The 15,697-nt window shown below is 70.2% G+C and carries 15 protein-coding genes and 1 tRNA gene; 9 read left to right on the top strand and 7 right to left on the bottom strand.

Annotated elements, in window-relative coordinates; genetic code table 11:
- Positions 1 to 4: 4 nt before the first annotated feature.
- On the top strand, positions 5 to 748 hold the full coding sequence (gene recO, locus BK819_RS12875) for a DNA repair protein RecO (protein ID WP_025103676.1): 744 nt from the start codon (positions 5 to 7) through the stop codon (positions 746 to 748).
- On the top strand, positions 745 to 1,545 hold the full coding sequence (locus BK819_RS12870; protein WP_071329502.1) for an isoprenyl transferase: 801 nt from the start codon (positions 745 to 747) through the stop codon (positions 1,543 to 1,545). Before recO ends, BK819_RS12870 begins: the two co-directional genes overlap by 4 nt.
- Here the strand turns inward: BK819_RS12870 and BK819_RS12865 are convergent.
- Positions 1,488 to 2,096: an AAA family ATPase gene (locus BK819_RS12865; RefSeq protein WP_071329501.1), complete on the bottom strand. Its 609-nt coding sequence runs from the start codon at positions 2,094 to 2,096 to the stop codon at positions 1,488 to 1,490. The two genes, BK819_RS12870 and BK819_RS12865, sit on opposite strands and share 58 nt — an antisense overlap.
- A gap of 52 nt (positions 2,097 to 2,148) precedes the next feature.
- Here BK819_RS12865 and BK819_RS12860 point away from each other — a divergent pair, with 52 nt between their 5' ends.
- Positions 2,149 to 2,823, top strand: a complete 675-nt coding sequence (locus BK819_RS12860) for a DsbA family protein (RefSeq protein WP_071329500.1) — start codon at positions 2,149 to 2,151, stop codon at positions 2,821 to 2,823.
- Between the two features lie 64 nt (positions 2,824 to 2,887).
- Here the strand turns inward: BK819_RS12860 and BK819_RS12855 are convergent, their stop codons facing one another.
- Both BK819_RS12855 and BK819_RS12850 read right to left on the bottom strand, forming a co-directional pair.
- Complete coding sequence (locus tag BK819_RS12855; RefSeq protein WP_071329499.1) at positions 2,888 to 4,084, bottom strand: metallophosphoesterase family protein; 1,197 nt, start codon at positions 4,082 to 4,084, stop codon at positions 2,888 to 2,890.
- A gap of 143 nt (positions 4,085 to 4,227) precedes the next feature.
- The gene (locus BK819_RS12850) at positions 4,228 to 4,722 is read right to left on the bottom strand and encodes a glutathione peroxidase (protein WP_071329498.1); all 495 of its coding nucleotides are present in this window, start codon (positions 4,720 to 4,722) and stop codon (positions 4,228 to 4,230) included.
- Between the two features lie 59 nt (positions 4,723 to 4,781).
- Between BK819_RS12850 and dusB the strand changes: the two genes are divergently transcribed.
- From dusB to BK819_RS12825, 5 genes are all read left to right on the top strand, one after another.
- Entirely contained in the window at positions 4,782 to 5,936 is a 1,155-nt protein-coding gene (gene dusB, locus BK819_RS12845) for a tRNA dihydrouridine synthase DusB (protein ID WP_071329497.1), read from the top strand.
- Complete coding sequence (locus tag BK819_RS12840) at positions 5,926 to 7,311, top strand: deoxyguanosinetriphosphate triphosphohydrolase (protein WP_071329496.1); 1,386 nt, start codon at positions 5,926 to 5,928, stop codon at positions 7,309 to 7,311. Before dusB ends, BK819_RS12840 begins: the two co-directional genes overlap by 11 nt.
- Entirely contained in the window at positions 7,311 to 9,179 is a 1,869-nt protein-coding gene (gene dnaG / locus BK819_RS12835; RefSeq protein WP_071329495.1) for a DNA primase, read from the top strand. Before BK819_RS12840 ends, dnaG begins: the two co-directional genes overlap by 1 nt.
- Before the next feature lie 36 nt (positions 9,180 to 9,215).
- Positions 9,216 to 9,989 carry an ATP-binding cassette domain-containing protein gene (locus tag BK819_RS12830; protein ID WP_025103667.1) on the top strand — a complete coding sequence of 258 codons (774 nt, stop codon included), beginning with the start codon at positions 9,216 to 9,218 and terminating at the stop codon, positions 9,987 to 9,989.
- Positions 9,990 to 10,086: 97 nt separating this feature from the next.
- Positions 10,087 to 10,162, top strand: a tRNA-Asn gene (locus tag BK819_RS12825).
- A gap of 118 nt (positions 10,163 to 10,280) precedes the next feature.
- On the opposite strand, the gene BK819_RS12820 is transcribed toward BK819_RS12825, so the two are convergent.
- The gene (locus BK819_RS12820) at positions 10,281 to 11,717 is read right to left on the bottom strand and encodes an APC family permease (protein ID WP_071329494.1); all 1,437 of its coding nucleotides are present in this window, start codon (positions 11,715 to 11,717) and stop codon (positions 10,281 to 10,283) included.
- Positions 11,718 to 11,761: 44 nt separating this feature from the next.
- Positions 11,762 to 12,859 carry an alcohol dehydrogenase catalytic domain-containing protein gene (locus BK819_RS12815; RefSeq protein WP_025103665.1) on the bottom strand — a complete coding sequence of 366 codons (1,098 nt, stop codon included), beginning with the start codon at positions 12,857 to 12,859 and terminating at the stop codon, positions 11,762 to 11,764.
- Positions 12,860 to 12,973: 114 nt separating this feature from the next.
- Here BK819_RS12815 and BK819_RS12810 point away from each other — a divergent pair, with 114 nt between their 5' ends.
- On the top strand, positions 12,974 to 14,386 hold the full coding sequence (locus BK819_RS12810; protein WP_071329493.1) for a CdaR family transcriptional regulator: 1,413 nt from the start codon (positions 12,974 to 12,976) through the stop codon (positions 14,384 to 14,386).
- Between the two features lie 64 nt (positions 14,387 to 14,450).
- On the opposite strand, the gene BK819_RS12805 is transcribed toward BK819_RS12810, so the two are convergent.
- Positions 14,451 to 14,966: a hypothetical protein gene (locus tag BK819_RS12805; RefSeq protein ID WP_071329492.1), complete on the bottom strand. Its 516-nt coding sequence runs from the start codon at positions 14,964 to 14,966 to the stop codon at positions 14,451 to 14,453.
- Positions 14,967 to 15,082: 116 nt separating this feature from the next.
- Positions 15,083 to 15,649 carry a peptide deformylase gene (def, locus tag BK819_RS12800; protein ID WP_083391788.1) on the bottom strand — a complete coding sequence of 189 codons (567 nt, stop codon included), beginning with the start codon at positions 15,647 to 15,649 and terminating at the stop codon, positions 15,083 to 15,085.
- Positions 15,650 to 15,697: the final 48 nt, after the last annotated feature.

Below are 15,697 nucleotides of genomic sequence, written 5' to 3'. Positions count from 1 at the left end.
AAGGGTGCCCACCTACCGAGACGAAGCGGTGATCCTGCGCACCCACAAGCTGGGTGAGGCGGATCGCATCGTCACGATGTTGTCCCGGCGGCACGGCAAGGTGCGCGCGGTCGCCAAGGGCGTGCGTCGCACCTCCTCGAAGTTCGGCTCCCGCCTCGAGCCGTTCATGGTCGCCGACGTGCAGCTCTACGAAGGCCGCTCGCTCGACATCGTGCAGCAGGCGGAGTCGCTCGGGGCCTACGGCACGGACATCGCCGCGCACTACGATCGGTTCACCGCCGCGAACGCCATGGTCGAGACCGCCGACCGCCTCAGCGACGCCGAGGCCACCCCGGAGCAGTACCTCCTGCTCGTCGGAGGGCTGCGGGCGCTGTCCCGCGGCGAGCACGCCCCGCGCAGCATCCTCGATTCGTACCTGCTGCGGGTCATGTCCCTCTCCGGGTGGGCGCCGTCCCTCGAGGACTGCGCGCGCTGCGGGGCTCCGGGGCCGCACTCCGTCTTCGTCGCGCAGCTGGGCGGACTCGTGTGTCACGCCGACGCGCCCGCCGGCAGCCCGCGGATCGCCGAGAAGACACTCACACTGCTGCGTGCGCTGATCCGTGGCGACTGGGACCTCATCGACGCGGCCCCGCACGCCGACACCGCCGCCGCCTCGGGTCTCGTCGCGGCGTACGCCCAGTGGCACCTGGAGCGGGGCATCCGCTCGCTCGCGCACGTGTCGTCCACCCCCGGAGAAGGAGCACGGTGAGCCCGAAGCCCTACACGCACAAGGACGCCGTGCCGTACCGGCCGCTCGACTGGACCGGCGTGTACCCGCCCGCGTTCCCGGCCGTCCCGGAGCACGTCGCCATCGTCATGGACGGCAACGGCCGCTGGGCGAACCGCCGCGGCCTCAACCGTATCGAGGGCCACAAGGCCGGGGAGGAGGTGCTGCTCGACGTCGTCGCCGGCGCCATCCAGGCCGGCGTGAAGCACCTCTCCGTCTATGCGTTCTCCACCGAGAACTGGGCCCGGTCGCCCGAGGAGGTCCGCTTCCTCATGGGGTACAACCGCGATGTGCTGCACCGCCGTCGCGATCAGCTCAACGAGTGGGGTGTGCGCGTGCGGTGGGCGGGGCGCAAGCCGCGTCTGTGGGGGAGCGTCATCAAGGAGCTGCAGTACGCCGAGCAGCTCACCCGCGACAACGACGTGCTCACCCTCACCATGTGCGTCAACTACGGCGGCCGGGTTGAACTCGTCGACGCGATGCGGGCCATCGCGGCCGATGTCGCGGCCGGGCGGGTGAAGCCGAACGCGATCAGCGAGAAGACGATCCGTCGTCACCTCTACGTCCCGGACATGCCGGACGTGGACCTGTTCCTGCGCAGCTCGGGGGAGCAGCGCACCTCCAACTTCCTGCTGTGGCAGTCGGCCTACGCCGAGATGGTGTTCCTCGACACCCTGTGGCCCGACTTCTCGCGCGAGGAGCTCTGGCGCGCGATCGGGGTCTACCTCTCCCGGGACCGGCGCTTCGGCGGCGCGGTGGACACCCCGACCTCGGCCTGAGCCCGCAGCCAGCACTCCGTCTCGCGCGGATGCGTGAGTCGCACGATCGTGAGGTGGGGGAAGCGCTCCTGCACCGCGGGAAAACGTTCGGACCACTTGTGCAGCGTCGCCGTCTGCCAGGCCAGGATGCTCTCCTCCGGCGGGGCCCCCAGCATCCGCCAGATCGGCTTCTCGACGTTGCCGTTCCACATCCGGGTGCGCAGGATGCTGCGGCTGAGGGTGCGCCGGAGCAGACGCGACCGCACCACGCGGTACGGGTAGTCGAGCCAGAGCGCGAGCTGCGCTCTCGGAGTCAGGATCTCGTCGGTGCCCTTGCTCGTGTACTGCCACTCGGTCACCCAGCGCTCCTCCGCGGCGAAGGCGCGCACGTCGTCGAGGAACTCCGCCCGCGGGGTCCAGTCCGGCCCGTGGAACAGGCCGTCGATCTCCACGTGACGGAGGTCCCAGAGGGCGGCGAGCCGTCGGGACAGAGTCGTCTTCCCCGACCCGGTGACGCCCGCGACGAGCACCCGTGCGGGCTGGAAGGGCAGCGGATCGTCGGCGGAGAGCATCCGAGGATTCTACTGACGGAATACGTCGGACGCGCGGACGGTTGACCACGGTGTGACTGAACCCATCTCCATCGACATCTGGTCCGACATCGCCTGCCCCTGGTGCTACATCGGCAAGCGCAACCTCGAGAAGGGTCTCGAAGCGGTCGCGGCCGACGAGGACGCTCCGCAGGTCACGGTCACCTTCCACTCCTTCGAGCTCTCCCCGGACACCCCGGTCGACTTCGACGGCGATGAGGTCGATTTCCTCTCCGGCCACAAGGGCATGCCGCGCACGCAGGTCGAGCAGATGCTCGCAAACGTCACGAACGTCGCCGCGAACGCGGGCCTGCAGTACCGGTTCGACCTGCTGCAGCACACGAACACGGTGAAGGCGCACGAGCTGCTGCACTTCGCGAAGGCCGAGGGCCGCCAGCACGAGATGGAGGAGCGGCTCATGTCCGCCTACTTCACCGAGGGCAAGCACGTCGGACGCATCGACGACCTCGTCGCCCTCGCCGCCGAGGTGGGCCTCGATGCCGATCGCGCCCGCGCCGCACTCGAGAGCGAGCAGTACCTCGCCGACGTCCGTCAGGACCAGGCGCAGGCTCGCGCCTACGGGATCCAGGGGGTGCCGTTCTTCGTGGTCGACGGCCAGTATGGCATCAGCGGCGCGCAGCCGCCGGCGGCGTTCGAGAACGTGATCCGCGACCTCTGGGCGCAGCGCAGCACGGCCGTCGAGGCCTGACCCGCACCGACAGACGACGGCGGGGACCCCGGGTCGGAGGTCCCCGCCGTTCTGCTGCCCGGGCTCAGAGGCGCTGCTGGCGCGGCCCGAGGGGGAGCGGCTCCATCGGCTGATCGTTCGCCGTCAGGTCGATGCCGAGGTCCCGCGCATAGACGACGCGCGTGGCGATCGTGACCTCCTCGCCGGCCTCCGTCAGCTCGAACACCCGGCCGCCCCGGAGGCGATTGCGCTCGGCGCCGGCCAGACCGTAGGCGCCGAAGCCGGTCCCCGGGGCATAGCCCAGCATCACGCCGTAGTAGTCGCCCATGTAATCGTTGACGTGGTCGTGCCCGACGAACACACCCTTCACGTCGCCGCGTTCGAGGATCGCGTTGAACATCCCCGAGTTGAACGGCCCGGGGCATTCGTCCTCGTTGCGTTCGCCGACGATGCCGTGGCGGGCCTTGCCGCGAGCGGCGTCGGCCGCCGTTCGGGTGTCCACACCGCCCCACCACATGAAGCGGTGCTCCCACAGCGCGATGTGGAGGAACATGAGGCCGGGTACCTTGCGCCCTCTGCGCTGCTCCAGCCGTTGCGACTGGTCGCGGTACCAGGCGACCTGGTCCATGCGCAGCCAGTCCCAGGCCGGGTAACCGGCGAAGTCCTGGCCGTCGATGGCGTCCGGCGCGTAGCGGCCCGAGTCCATCAGCCAGAGGGCGAACGCCTCCCGGTTCTTCTTGGCGGCGGAGCCGATCGTCACGATCGTGTTGCTCGTACCCGTCACGCCGCGGGTGTTCTCGGCGTTCACGTTGTACTCGTACGACCGGTAGATCTTCAGCATCCCGGCTTCGTCGACACCGGACTGCGGCAGCGAGTCCTCGTCGTGGTTGCCGTAGGTGACCGCCCACGGGATGCGACGGGACTCCATCGGCATGACGACGTTGTTGATGGCCTGCTTCACCGCCAGCCGCGTCTCACAGCCGCCCGTGATCACGTCGCCGTTGATGACCACGAAGTCCGGCTTCTCCTGGTCGAGCACCTTCTCCATCAGCTCGACGGTGCGACGGTCGGTGAGCTCGTCGTCCTGCGTGTCGTTGAACTGCACCACCGTGAAGGTGCCGTCGGCACGGAAGCGCAGGCTCCGCGCCTGCCCGCCACCCGGCGACGCCGGGGCGATCGTCGCTGCGGCGGCTCCGGTGCCGAGGGGGAGGGCGGTGCCGAGCGCACCGAGCGCTCCCGCGGTGAGGACAGTTCGCCGGCTGAGGGGCAGTCGGTCGGGCATTCGTGGTCTCCTTCGTCTTCGGCGCGTGTCGCCGCGGTGAGACTAGGGACGCCAGATGTCGACGGGGAGACCGGAAGGTGAACGCGGGCGGCCGCGTACGGCGCCGGGACGCGGTGCGCGCGTGACGCAGAGGTGAACGATGCTCAGCGGGGGAGCGCGGCCTCGATCGCCTGGACGATCTCTGGGGCGTCGGGCTTCTGCTTCGGCCGGAAGCGGAGCACGTCGCCGTCCGGCAGCACGAGGAACTTCTCGAAGTTCCACTCGACGCGGCCGGCCTTGCCGCCCGCGTCCGGTGTCTCCTTGAGAGCCTTGTAGAGCTCGGCGGCGTTCTTGCCGTTGACCTTGATCTTGTCGTTCACCGGGAAGGAGACGCCGTACGTCGTGGAGCAGAACTCGAGGATCTCGTCGACCGACCCGGGCTCCTGGCCGAAGAACTGGTTGCAGGGGAAGCCGACCACGGTGAAGCCGCGGTCGCCGAACCGGCGCTGCAGCTCCTCCAGCTGCTCGTACTGCGGGGTGAGTCCGCACTTCGAGGCGACGTTCACCACGAGCACCACGTCGGCGCCGAGATCGTCCAGTGTCTTCTCCTGCCCCTGGGCGTCGGTGAAGGGGATGGAACGGAGCGCGCGATCGGTCATATGCACAGCTTAGGTCGCCGCATCCCCACCGGCTCCGGGTCTGGGAGAATGGACACGCCATGACTCTCGCCACCGCCCCCGCCCGCCCCCTCCGCATCGGCCCGATCGACCTCGACGTGCCGGTCGTCCTCGCGCCGATGGCCGGGATCACGAACACGGCCTTCCGACGCCTGTGCCGGGAGTACGGGGCCGGCCTTTATGTCAGCGAGATGATCACCTCGCGTGCGCTGGTCGAGCGCAACGAGACGACCATGCGACTGATCCGGCACCACGAGTCGGAGACACCGCGGTCCATCCAGCTCTACGGCGTCGATCCGAAGACCATCGCCGAGGCCGTCCGCATCATCGTCGCGGAAGACCACGCGGATCACATCGACCTCAACTTCGGCTGCCCGGTTCCGAAGGTGACGCGCAAGGGCGGCGGAGCGGCGCTGCCGTGGAAGTCGAAGCTCTTCTCGGACATCGTCGATCAGGCCGTCAAGGCCGCCGGCGACATCCCGTTGACGGTGAAGATGCGCAAGGGCATCGACCGCGACCACCTCACGTTCCTCGACGCCGGGCGGGCCGCCGAGGACGCTGGAGCCGCCGCCGTGGCTCTGCACGCCAGGACTGCGAGCGAGTTCTACTCCGGTCACGCCGACTGGAGCGCGATCGGCGAGCTCAAGCAGGCCGTGACCAGCATCCCCGTGCTGGGCAACGGCGACATCTGGTCGGCGGACGACGCCGTGCGGATGATGGCGGAGACCGACTGCGACGGCGTGGTCGTCGGCCGCGGGTGCCTGGGACGGCCGTGGCTGTTCGGGCAGCTCGCCCTCGCGTTCGGGGGAGAGGGCAAGACGGTCGACGCGACCCTCGGCTTCGTCGCCGACGCCTTCCGCCGGCACGCGGAGCTGCTCGTCGAGTTCTTCGAGGACGAGGACCGCGGCTGCCGCGACATCCGCAAGCACGTCTCCTGGTACTTCAAGGGCTACCCGGTGGGCGGAGACATCCGTACCGGGCTCGCGACGGCTTCGAGCCTGCAGGAGATCGACGACCTCCTCGGCCGGCTCGATCGCGCGGCCCCGTATCCGGGAGCGGACGCCGAAGGGCAGCGCGGCCGCGCGGGGCACCCGAAGAAGACCGCCCTTCCGGAGAAGTGGCTGGAGTCGCGCGAGCTCGCCTCGTCGGCGTCGGAGATGATGCGTGGAGCGGAGATCGAGAACAGTGGCGGATGACCCCCGGGTCGGCGCACGCGCCGACGGCTACGACCCGCGCGACGCGGAGCGCTTCATCGCGGAGACCCATCGTTCCGAGCGAGACGACTTCGCCCGCGACCGCGCCCGGGTGCTGCACTCCGCGGCTCTGCGGCGGCTCGCCGCGAAGACGCAGGTGCTCAGCCCCGCCAGTACGGCCGACTTTGCCCGCAATCGCCTGACCCACTCGCTCGAGGTCGCGCAGGTCGGCCGAGAGCTCGCGGCCGCTCTCGGCGTCTCTGCGGACGTGGTGGACACCGCGTGCTTGAGCCACGATCTCGGCCACCCGCCGTTCGGCCACAACGGGGAGCGGGCCCTGAACGAGTGGGCCGAGGCCATCGGCGGCTTCGAGGGCAACGCCCAGTCGCTGCGCATCCTCACCCGGCTCGAGGCGAAGGTGCTCGACGCCGACGGCGCCTCCGTCGGCCTGAACCTCACGCGCGCGAGTCTCGACGCGACCTGCAAGTATCCGTGGACCGTCGACAGTCCCGTCCCCGACCCCGGGGGCCGGCTCAAGTTCGGCGTGTACCCGGAGGACGAGGCGGTGTTCCGTTGGATGCGGGAGGGAGCGCCAGGGCGGCTGCGCTGCATCGAGGCGGAGATCATGGATCTCTCCGACGACATCGCCTACTCGGTGCATGACTTCGAGGACGCGATCGTCAACGGGTACGTCGACGTCGCTCAGCTCGCCGACCCCGCGGCCCACGAAGCCCTGCTCAGTCGGATCCAGCAGTGGGTCGGCTACGACTTCACGCGTGACGAGCTCGCCGACGCCCTCTACCGGCTCGCCTCGCAGCCGATGTGGCTCGCGTCCTTCGACCGCTCCCGACAGGACCTCGCCCGGCTCAAGAACCTCACCAGCGACCTCATCGGCCGGTTCGCCCGCGCGGCTGTCTCGGCCACGCGCGAGGCCTTCGGAGGCACGCGCCTGGTCCGCTACAACGCGCACGTGATCGTGCCCCGCGTCGTCGAGGTCGAGATCGCCGTGCTCAAGGGGATCATGGGGCAGGCGATCGTCACGATCGATGCCAGGAAGGGTGTCTATAAGGAGCAGCGGAGGGTCCTCAAGCGGCTGGCCGACGCCCTGTGGTCGACGGACACCCTGTGGTCGGCCGGCGCCGACGTGTTGGAGCCCGCTTTCGCAGCCGACTTCGTCGCCGCCGAGGGCGACGCGGAGCGGGCGCGCGTGGTCGTGGACCAGATCGCGAGCCTGACCGATCAGAGTGCGATCGACTGGCACAACCGGCTGGTCGGCGAGATCGACCCGGCGGAGGTCGGCATCTGGACGCCGCGTCACGCGCGCCCCGGCGCGCGCACGCCTGTCGAGAGGCGGCCCATCGCAGAAGGCGCACGCTGATGCCCCGGATCCGGCAGGCCGACGTCGACGAGGTCAAGGCCCGCACCAACATCGCCGACATCGTGGGGGAGCGCGTCGCCCTCAAGTCCGCGGGTGTCGGCTCGCTCAAGGGGCTGTGCCCGTTCCACGACGAGAAGAGCCCCAGCTTCCACGTGCGTCAGCAGGTCGGCTACTACCACTGCTTCGGCTGCGGGGAGTCGGGCGACGTGTACTCCTTCCTCCGCGCGATGGACCACGTGAGCTTCACGGAGGCGGTCGAGCGGCTCGCGGGCCGCATCGGCTACACCCTCCACTACGAAGACGGCGGCCCGGCGCCGGAGACCAGTGGTCGCAGCCGCCTGTACGCAGCGAACACAGCGGCCGCGGAGTTCTTCCGGTCCCAGCTGCTGTCGCCGGATGCGGAGGCGGCCCGCCGGTTCCTCGGGGAGCGCGGCTTCGACGCCGGGGCGGCTGCGCACTTCGGCGTCGGCTTCGCCCCTCGGGGATGGGACGGCATGCTCAAGGCGCTGACCGCCCAGGGCTTCACGCGCGAGGAGCTGAGCACCGCAGGACTCGTCTCGACAGGACAGCGCGGCGTGTACGACCGTTTCCGTGGCAGGCTCGTCTGGCCGATCCGCGATGTGTCGGGGCAGACGATCGGCTTCGGCGCCCGCAAGCTCTTCGACGACGATCAGGGCCCCAAATACCTCAACACCCCCGAGACCCCGATCTACAAGAAGGCGCAGGTGCTCTACGGGCTCGACCTCGCCAAGCGGGACATCGCTCGCGGCGACCCCCGCCGGGTCGTGGTCGTCGAGGGCTACACCGACGTGATGGCCTGCCACCTCGCGGGCTTGACGACCGCGGTCGCGACCTGTGGCACGGCCTTCGGCGCCGAGCACATCAAGGTCCTCCGCCGGGTCATGGGCGACGACAACGCGTCCGGGGAGGTGGTGTTCACCTTCGACGGCGACGAGGCGGGGCAGAAGGCCGCCCTGCGCGCGTTCACCGAGGACGACAGGTTCAACGCGCAGACATTCGTCGCGGTCGCACCGGACGGCCTCGATCCGTGCGACCTCCGGCTGCAGCGCGGTGACGCGGCGGTGCGCGGTCTCATGGACGCGAAGCAGCCGATGTTCGAGTTCGCGATCGACCGCAAGCTCGCCGGATTCGACCTCGCCACGGTCGAGGGTCGGGTCGGCGCCCTCCGCGCCGCGGCCCCGATCGTCGCGGAGATCCGCGATCGCCTCCTGCGCCCCGGCTACGAGCGGGTGCTGGCACGCCGTCTCGGCATGGACCCGACCGAGGTGCACGGGGAGGTCGAGCGCGCCGCGCGCGGTGCGCAGGCCGCCGCTCCTCAGCCGCGTCGGGAGGCCTCGCCGCGGGTCGATCCCGCCACGGGCGGACCGGTCGTCGCGGCCGTGACGCTCGCCAGCCTGCCCCGTTCGCCCGACGTCGCCGTGGAGCGCGACGCGCTCATGGGCGCCCTCCAGTACGGTCATCAGATCGATGCCGCGTTGCTGACCCGCGCCCTGGCGGAGCCGTTCCGCACGCCCGGCCTCGATGCGGTGCGCGAGGCGGTCGCCGCGGCCCCCGACCGCAGCCGCGCCGGATGGGTGACGGACGCGGTGAACAGCGTGCGCGAGCCGTACCGCTCGCTCGCGGGCGAGCTGTTGATGACGCCGTTCCCGGCGCGGGATGAGGCCGGCGCGGTGGCGTCCGCGACGGATCTCGCCCGACGGCTGGTCGTGCGCCAGCTCGAGCACGAGAAGCAGGAGCTGCTGGGCGCGGTCCAGCGCGTCCCCGCGGACTCCGACGGCGGACGCGCGCTGCGGGTGCGGCTGCGGGACATCGACGTGGAGCGCCAGCGGTTCTTCGCCGAGTCGTAACCGGAACGGTCCCGGACGAGACGGCAGGATGGAGATATGCCCCGTACGCCCGAATCCTCGAACGCGATCGAGTGCTCCGATCTGGTCATCGACCGGATCGGTCACGGCACGCCCAATCGCGCGGTCGACGGCGTGACGTTCTCCCTCGCCCCCGGCGGGCTCATCTGCGTCGCGGGACCGACCGGCTCGGGCAAGTCGACCCTCGTCGCCGCGCTTGCAGGTTCCACGGATCCCTCGGTGCGCGTCGTCGGCGGGCGGGCGCAGGTGTGCGGCATCGACATCCGTCGTCCGGGTCGCAAGCATCGCATCCTCACCTATCGCACGGGCTTCGTGCCGCAGGGCGCCGGGGCGGATCTGCCGCCGCAGCTGACGGTCAACGAGGTCATCGCCGAGCCGATCCTCATCCGGGAGAAGCGCGTCAACACCCGCGCGCTCTCCATCCGGGTGGCGACGCTCCTGGATGAGCTCCACCTGCCGCTCGGGACCGCGGCGAAGTTCCCCTACGAGCTCAGCGCGGGCATGCGCCAGCGGGTCGCGATCGCCCGTTCCTTCGTGCTGGAGCCGCGGGTGCTCATCGCCGACGAGATTCTCGCGAACCTCGATCTGGAGGTGCGACCGGTCGTCTTCGACGCCATCACTCGGCGCCGCAAGGAGGAGGGGATGGCGGCTCTCCTCGTCACCAACGACGCGGACTTCATCCGGGAGCTGAACGCCGAGACGCTCATGCTGCGCGGGGGCCACGTCGTCGCGCGTGGCGTCGGCAAGGACCTGCTCTGGGTGCCGAACGCGGAGTCGGATTCCCGCCGCTGAGCGCGACACGCCCGAGGGTCACGGAAGGCGGCCCGGTGTCACGAACAGCGTCCCGAGTTTGCTAAGCTTGACGAGTTGCCCGCACCGCGGTGCACATTCCTCGGTAGCTCAATTGGCAGAGCAGCCGGCTGTTAACCGGCAGGTTCTTGGTTCGAGTCCAAGCCGGGGAGCCAACGAGAGAAGCCCCCTCCACGGAGGGGGCTTCTCTCGTTCCCGGACCGCTCGTCTGCGCCCCGGGACACAAGAAGAGCCCCTCCACGCGGAGGGGCTCTTCCTGTCGGGGAGGACGGTTCAGCCGACGCCCTCCATGGCGCTCGTCTCGGTGTTGCCGATCCGGGCGATGACGTCAGGGCGACGACGGGCGAGGTAGGCGTACCGGGTGAGCGCGAGGGCGACGGTGACGAGGAACACATAGGGGATCACGTTGTACGGGAAGGCCGGCACGGGCCACACGTTCGCGAAGAAGACGTACGCCATCGTCACGACCGCGACCGTGGCGCACACCTTCACGAGGCCGTTCCGCATCTTCGCCCGCTGCGTGTAGACCACGCAGGCGATGGCGACGAGGGCGTAGGCGACCATGTAGCCGTAGGTGCCCCAGGTGTTGACCCAGACGAGGATGTCGCCCGTCGCCGCCCCCGCCACCAGCAGCACGATGTCGACCGTGATCGCCGCGGCGCCGGCGAGGATGAGCACGCGGTGCGGCGTGAGGTGCTGCTCGTGCGTGCGGCCGAAGCGCTCCGCGACGACGCCTTCCTTGCCCATCACGTAGACGATGCGGCCGATCACGTTGAGCGGGGCGACGACGACCGCGAAGAACGACGCCGAGACGCCGAACGTGAGCACGGCCGCGAACCAGCCCGGCATGCCGATGAGGGCGGACATGCTCTCCAGCGGGCTCGCGGCGGTGGCGAGGTCGTCGCCGAGGACCGCGATCTGCGTGTAGGCGGCGAAGACGTACAGCACGCCGACGCCGAGGGCGCTCCACATGATGGCGCGGGGGATCGCCTTGTACGGCTCCTTGGCCTCGCGGCCGAGGGCGTCTGCAGAGGAGAAGCCGACGAAGCCCAGGATGCCCAGGACCATGCCGGACGCGATGCCCTGGAACGACGAGCCGGTCGCGAGCACCTGCGCGGGGTCCCACGCAGAGGGGCCCGCCCACGCGAGCGCCGCGATGAGCAGCACGAGGATGATGCCCACGGAGAGCAGCTCGAGGACGAGCGAGACCCGGGCGGAGAGCCGGATGCCGCGGATGGTGAACAGCGTCGCCAGCCCACCGAGCACGATCGCCAGGCCGATGTCCCACCCGAGCCCCTGGGCGGGCAGGCCGAGCATGCTCAGGAACTGTCCCATGTAGCTGACCGAGCCGCTGAGGGAGGCCGCTGCGATGCCGAAGCAGCCGATCAGCAGTGTCACGCCGGCGAGGAAGGCGCCGAACGGGCCGAGGCCCTTCGACACATAGGTGTACAGCGAGCCTGCGGAGGCGTGCTTGCGGGCGAACACCACCACGCAGTAGCCGACGCACAGGATCACGATGGTGGCCAGTGCGAAGGCGTAGATGGTGCCGTTCCCGGCGCCGAGGAAGATGGCGGCGGCCGTGAAGGCGATGACGGCGCTGGGAGCGATGTTGGCGATGGCCTGGGCGGCGAGCTCGGGTCCGCTCATGACGCCGGTGCGGAGACCGGCATCCTGCGGGGCGCCAGGCGGGGCGACGACGGTGTCTGACATGGTTCTCCTGGTTTCGGGTTTCAGGGATGGGCCGCGCGCGGCGGTCAGGGGATGAGGAGGGTGCGCAGTGCCGAGCCGCCGTCGAGGTCGTCCAGGGCGGCGGCGGCCTCGGAGAGCGGGCGGCGACCGGAGATCAGCGGGTCGATCTTGAGCTGTCCGTCCATGTAGCGGTCCACGAGCGCGGGGACGTCGATCGACGGTCGCACCGAGCCGTAGTTCGAGCCGAGGATGCGCTGGTCGGCCTCGGCGAGGACGAGCGGCTCGAACGAAGCACGTGCTCCCGTGGGTGGCAGCCCGACGATGACGGCGGCGCCACCGAGGCCGAGCATCTGGATGGACTGCTCGGTCGTGGAGGTGCGGCCGATCGCGTCGAAGGCGTAGTCGACGCCGTCGGGGATGAGTTCGCGCAGCTGGGCCACAGCATCGCCCTGGGAGGCGTCGATGCGGTCTGTGGCCCCGAACTGCAGGGCCATCTGCGTCTTCTCCGGCCGCACGTCGATCGCGACGATGCGCTCGGCGCCAGCGAGTCGGGCGCCCTGGACGACGTTGAGCCCCACGCCGCCGCAGCCGATGACGGCGACGGTCGACCCCGGTTCCACGGCGGCGGTGTTCAGGACGGCGCCGACGCCAGTCGCGACCGCGCAGCCGACGACGGCGATGACGTCGAGGGGTGCGTCGTCACGGACCTTCACTGCTCCGGACGCGGGGACGACGACCTCCTCCGCGAAGGACGAGACACCCAGGTAGTGGTGCAACTGCTCGCCGTCGCGGCTCAGCCGGGACGTGCCGTCGAAGAGCACGCCGAGGGGAGCGACCACGGTCGCGACCTTCTGACAGCGGGCCTCGTGACCGGCGCGGCAGTAGCGGCACTCGCCGCACGGCGGCACCCAGCTCAGCACGACGTGGTCGCCGACGGCGAGGGTGGTGACGCCTTCGCCGAGTTCGGTGACGACACCGGAGCCCTCGTGGCCCATGACCAGGGGAGCGGCGGCATCCCACTCGCCGCGCTTGACGTGCAGGTCGGAGTGGCAGACGCCGGCGGCGGCGATGCGCACGCGCACCTCACCGGCGCGGGGCGGGGCGAGGTCGACGTCGACGAACTCGATGGGCGACTGGGGGTCGCGGAAGACAACAGCTTTCATGACATCCTTCGGGAAGTGGTGATGCGCACGATGCTAGGAGAGAGCGGAAGGCCTCGGCATCCGACAGAAGAGTGAATCGAATGGCTGTCCTTCGACAATCTGTATGATCGGAGGGTGGCTCGTGACGTCGCCTCCGTGGCCCGCTATCTCCGCGCGGAGCTGCTGCCCGGCGCCGTTCCCGGTGCGCGGCCCGTCAACGCGGTCCTTCCCCTCGACGATTTCGGTCCGCCGGTGGATCCGCTCCATGCGACGCTCGTCGTGGCCGAGGAGGCCGCGCTCCTCGGCGTCGACGGCGACCGCCGGGCCGCGCTGCGGGAGACCGTGGTGGTCACCAGCGCCGACAGCCCCCGCCTTCGCGAAACCCTGCGGGACGCGGAGATCACGGCCATCGTCGGGGTCCCCCTGCCGCCGCCGCTGCTCGTCCCGACGCTGACCTCGCTCCTTGCCGTCGATCAGGCGGCGGAGGCTCGCGCCATCACCTCGGCGATGCGGGTGCTCACCCTGGCGGCGCGACGCAGCGGCATCACCGGCGTCATCGCGGAACTGGCGCACCGCATCGACGGGTGGGCGGTACTCCTGGATCGGCACGGCGACGTCATCACCACGGCCGGTGCCGGGAGCCTGCACATCGACGATGCGATCGCCGTCGCCGTCGGCCGCCCGGTGCGGGTGCGGCATCGTGCCCTGCAGGTGCACCCGGTCGGTCCTGGCCAGGACATCACCGCGCAGCTCGTGACCGCTCCGCGCAACGACAGCTCCGGCCGCGGTCGGGAACTGAGCTCGCAGGCCGCGGCGCTGCTCGATCTCCTGATGCGCACCCGCGACAGCAGCCAGCTGGAGCGCCTGGGCCGCTCGATGATGTTCGAGACCGTGCGCGAGGGAGGGGAGGAGGCCACTCGTCTGCTCCGCCGCTGGGGCGTGCACGAGCGCGTGCTGGTGGGGTTCGCCCTCGCCTCCCGTACCAGCGGTGTCGATGTCGAGCATCTGCTCGGCCTCTGGCTCGACGAGCTGGGCGCGGAGCACGTCTTCACGTCGCAGCGGGGAATCGTCCAGGGCGTCGTGCGCGAGGACCATGCCGACCAGATCGCGCATCGCGCCAGGGCCTTCGCGTCGACCCTCTATCTCGGCCTCGGCCGACCGGCAAGCACCGATGCTCTCGCGCGCAGCATCGACGAGGCGCGGCACGCCTGCGAAGCCGCGCGCACCGGGGGTGAACGCGTGGTCCGCTACGAGGCCATCCCGACGGTGTCGTTCGTGCTCGGGGCCCTGGATACGGATCAGACCACGCGCCTCGCGCGTCTGCTCGACCCGCTGCGCGCGGCCGAGCGGTCGGCCGAGCTCCTCGACACGCTCCGGGTGTTCCTCGCGAGCAACGGGGCGTGGAGCGAGAGCGCGGCGCGGCTGCGCATCCACCGCCAGACGCTGACGACCCGCGTCCGACGGATAGAGGACCTCACGGGTCTCTCGCTGTCCGATCCGGACGATCGCGTCGCGGCGTGGCTCGCCCTCCGCGCCGCTGACGGCTGAGCCGTGGCACGGACGACGAAGGGCCCCGCCTCGCGGCGGAGCCCTTCGTGAAGACGCGGTCTGATCAGCGCGCGGCGCCCTTGAGCGATCCCTCGACCTGTCCGGCCGGGTCGATGATGATGCACTGGATCACGCGGTCGTTGGCCTGCTCCCACGAGTCCTTGCTGGGGGTGAGCGTGGTCACGTCCAGGGCGGATTCCTGGTAGGAGACGCCGACGAAGGACGTGTACGCGTCGCCGATGCAGCCCTCGGAGGCGGCGCTGATGGCATCCTCCGAGTAGTCGCCGTCGTCCATCTTGATCTCGTAGAAGACCTCTTCGTCGTGGGGCTCGGAGCACGGCACGACGTTCGCGTCGGTGAGCATCCCGGAGCCGGTCTCGAGCATGCAGTCGCCGAGCTTCACCGAGAAGACGTCGATGTTCGCGCTCTCGGTGACCTGGCCGGTCTCCTCGTCGCGGTCGGCGTCGGCGCGACCGCCGCCGAGGATGCTGTTGATCGCGCTGCAGCCGGTGAGGGCGAGCGAGACGGCGACGGCCGAACCGGTGAGCACGAGTGCGCGACGGGTGCGCGACTTCATCATGGATTTCCCCTTCAGAGCGTGACGCGGGGCATGCTGAATATCCCCGCCGCGAACACGCTATAGTGCCCGGAGTCTATGACGCAACTTGAAGGATGCTGTGCGTGGGCTGAATGCGATCAGCCCTCGAGGTCGTCCACGCCGGGGAGCCAGCTGGCCCCCGGACGCCCCCAGCCGCGCTTGCGCGCGATCTTCTGCGTCGTTTTCCAGTCGGAGTCCGAGAGGCGGTCGATGTAGAGCACGCCGTCCAGATGATCGAACTCGTGCTGCATGATCCGAGCGCGCCACCCGTCCACCTCCAGCGCGACCGGGTCACCGTCCAGGTCCGTCGCGGTCACCCGCACCCGGTCGGACCGACGCAGCGGGAACCGCTCGCCGGGGAACGACAGGCAGCCCTCGGACTCCAGCTCGGGGTCGGGCGCGCCCGGCTCCATCGGCGTCATCCACAGTTCGGGATTGATGAGCACACCGCGCCACGGCTGGTCGTCGTCGTCGACATAGGAGTACGTGTAGATCCGCAGCGGCACCCCCACCTGGGGAGCGGCGAGGCCGACGCCGGGTGCCGCGTCCATGGTCTCGAACATGTCGGCGACGAGGGCGCGGATCTCGTCGGTGATCGCCTCGACGGGGGAGGCGGGGGAGTGCAGGACGGGATCGCCCATGATGCGAATCGGAAGGACAGCCACGTCACAACCCTAGTCGGCGGCACTCTCCGGGTAGGGTCGTACTGTGAG

Source organism: Microbacterium sp. LCT-H2 (assembly GCF_001866135.1).
Taxonomy (GTDB): domain Bacteria; phylum Actinomycetota; class Actinomycetes; order Actinomycetales; family Microbacteriaceae; genus Microbacterium.
This window is presented reverse-complemented; position numbering and strand designations above follow the sequence as displayed.

Bases quoted from the DNA above. Each gene is read 5' to 3' on its own strand.
- BK819_RS12865 (WP_071329501.1), bottom strand. From the start codon at position 2,096: ATGCTCTCCGCCGACGATCCGCTGCCCTTCCAGCCCGCACGGGTGCTC.
- BK819_RS12855 (WP_071329499.1), bottom strand. From the start codon at position 4,084: ATGCCCGACCGACTGCCCCTCAGCCGGCGAACTGTCCTCACCGCGGGA.
- BK819_RS12850 (WP_071329498.1), bottom strand. From the start codon at position 4,722: ATGACCGATCGCGCGCTCCGTTCCATCCCCTTCACCGACGCCCAGGGG.
- dusB (WP_071329497.1), top strand. From the start codon at position 4,782: ATGACTCTCGCCACCGCCCCCGCCCGCCCCCTCCGCATCGGCCCGATC.
- dnaG (WP_071329495.1), top strand. From the start codon at position 7,311: ATGCCCCGGATCCGGCAGGCCGACGTCGACGAGGTCAAGGCCCGCACC.
- BK819_RS12830 (WP_025103667.1), top strand. From the start codon at position 9,216: ATGCCCCGTACGCCCGAATCCTCGAACGCGATCGAGTGCTCCGATCTG.
- BK819_RS12820 (WP_071329494.1), bottom strand. From the start codon at position 11,717: ATGTCAGACACCGTCGTCGCCCCGCCTGGCGCCCCGCAGGATGCCGGT.
- BK819_RS12815 (WP_025103665.1), bottom strand. From the start codon at position 12,859: ATGAAAGCTGTTGTCTTCCGCGACCCCCAGTCGCCCATCGAGTTCGTC.
- BK819_RS12805 (WP_071329492.1), bottom strand. From the start codon at position 14,966: ATGATGAAGTCGCGCACCCGTCGCGCACTCGTGCTCACCGGTTCGGCC.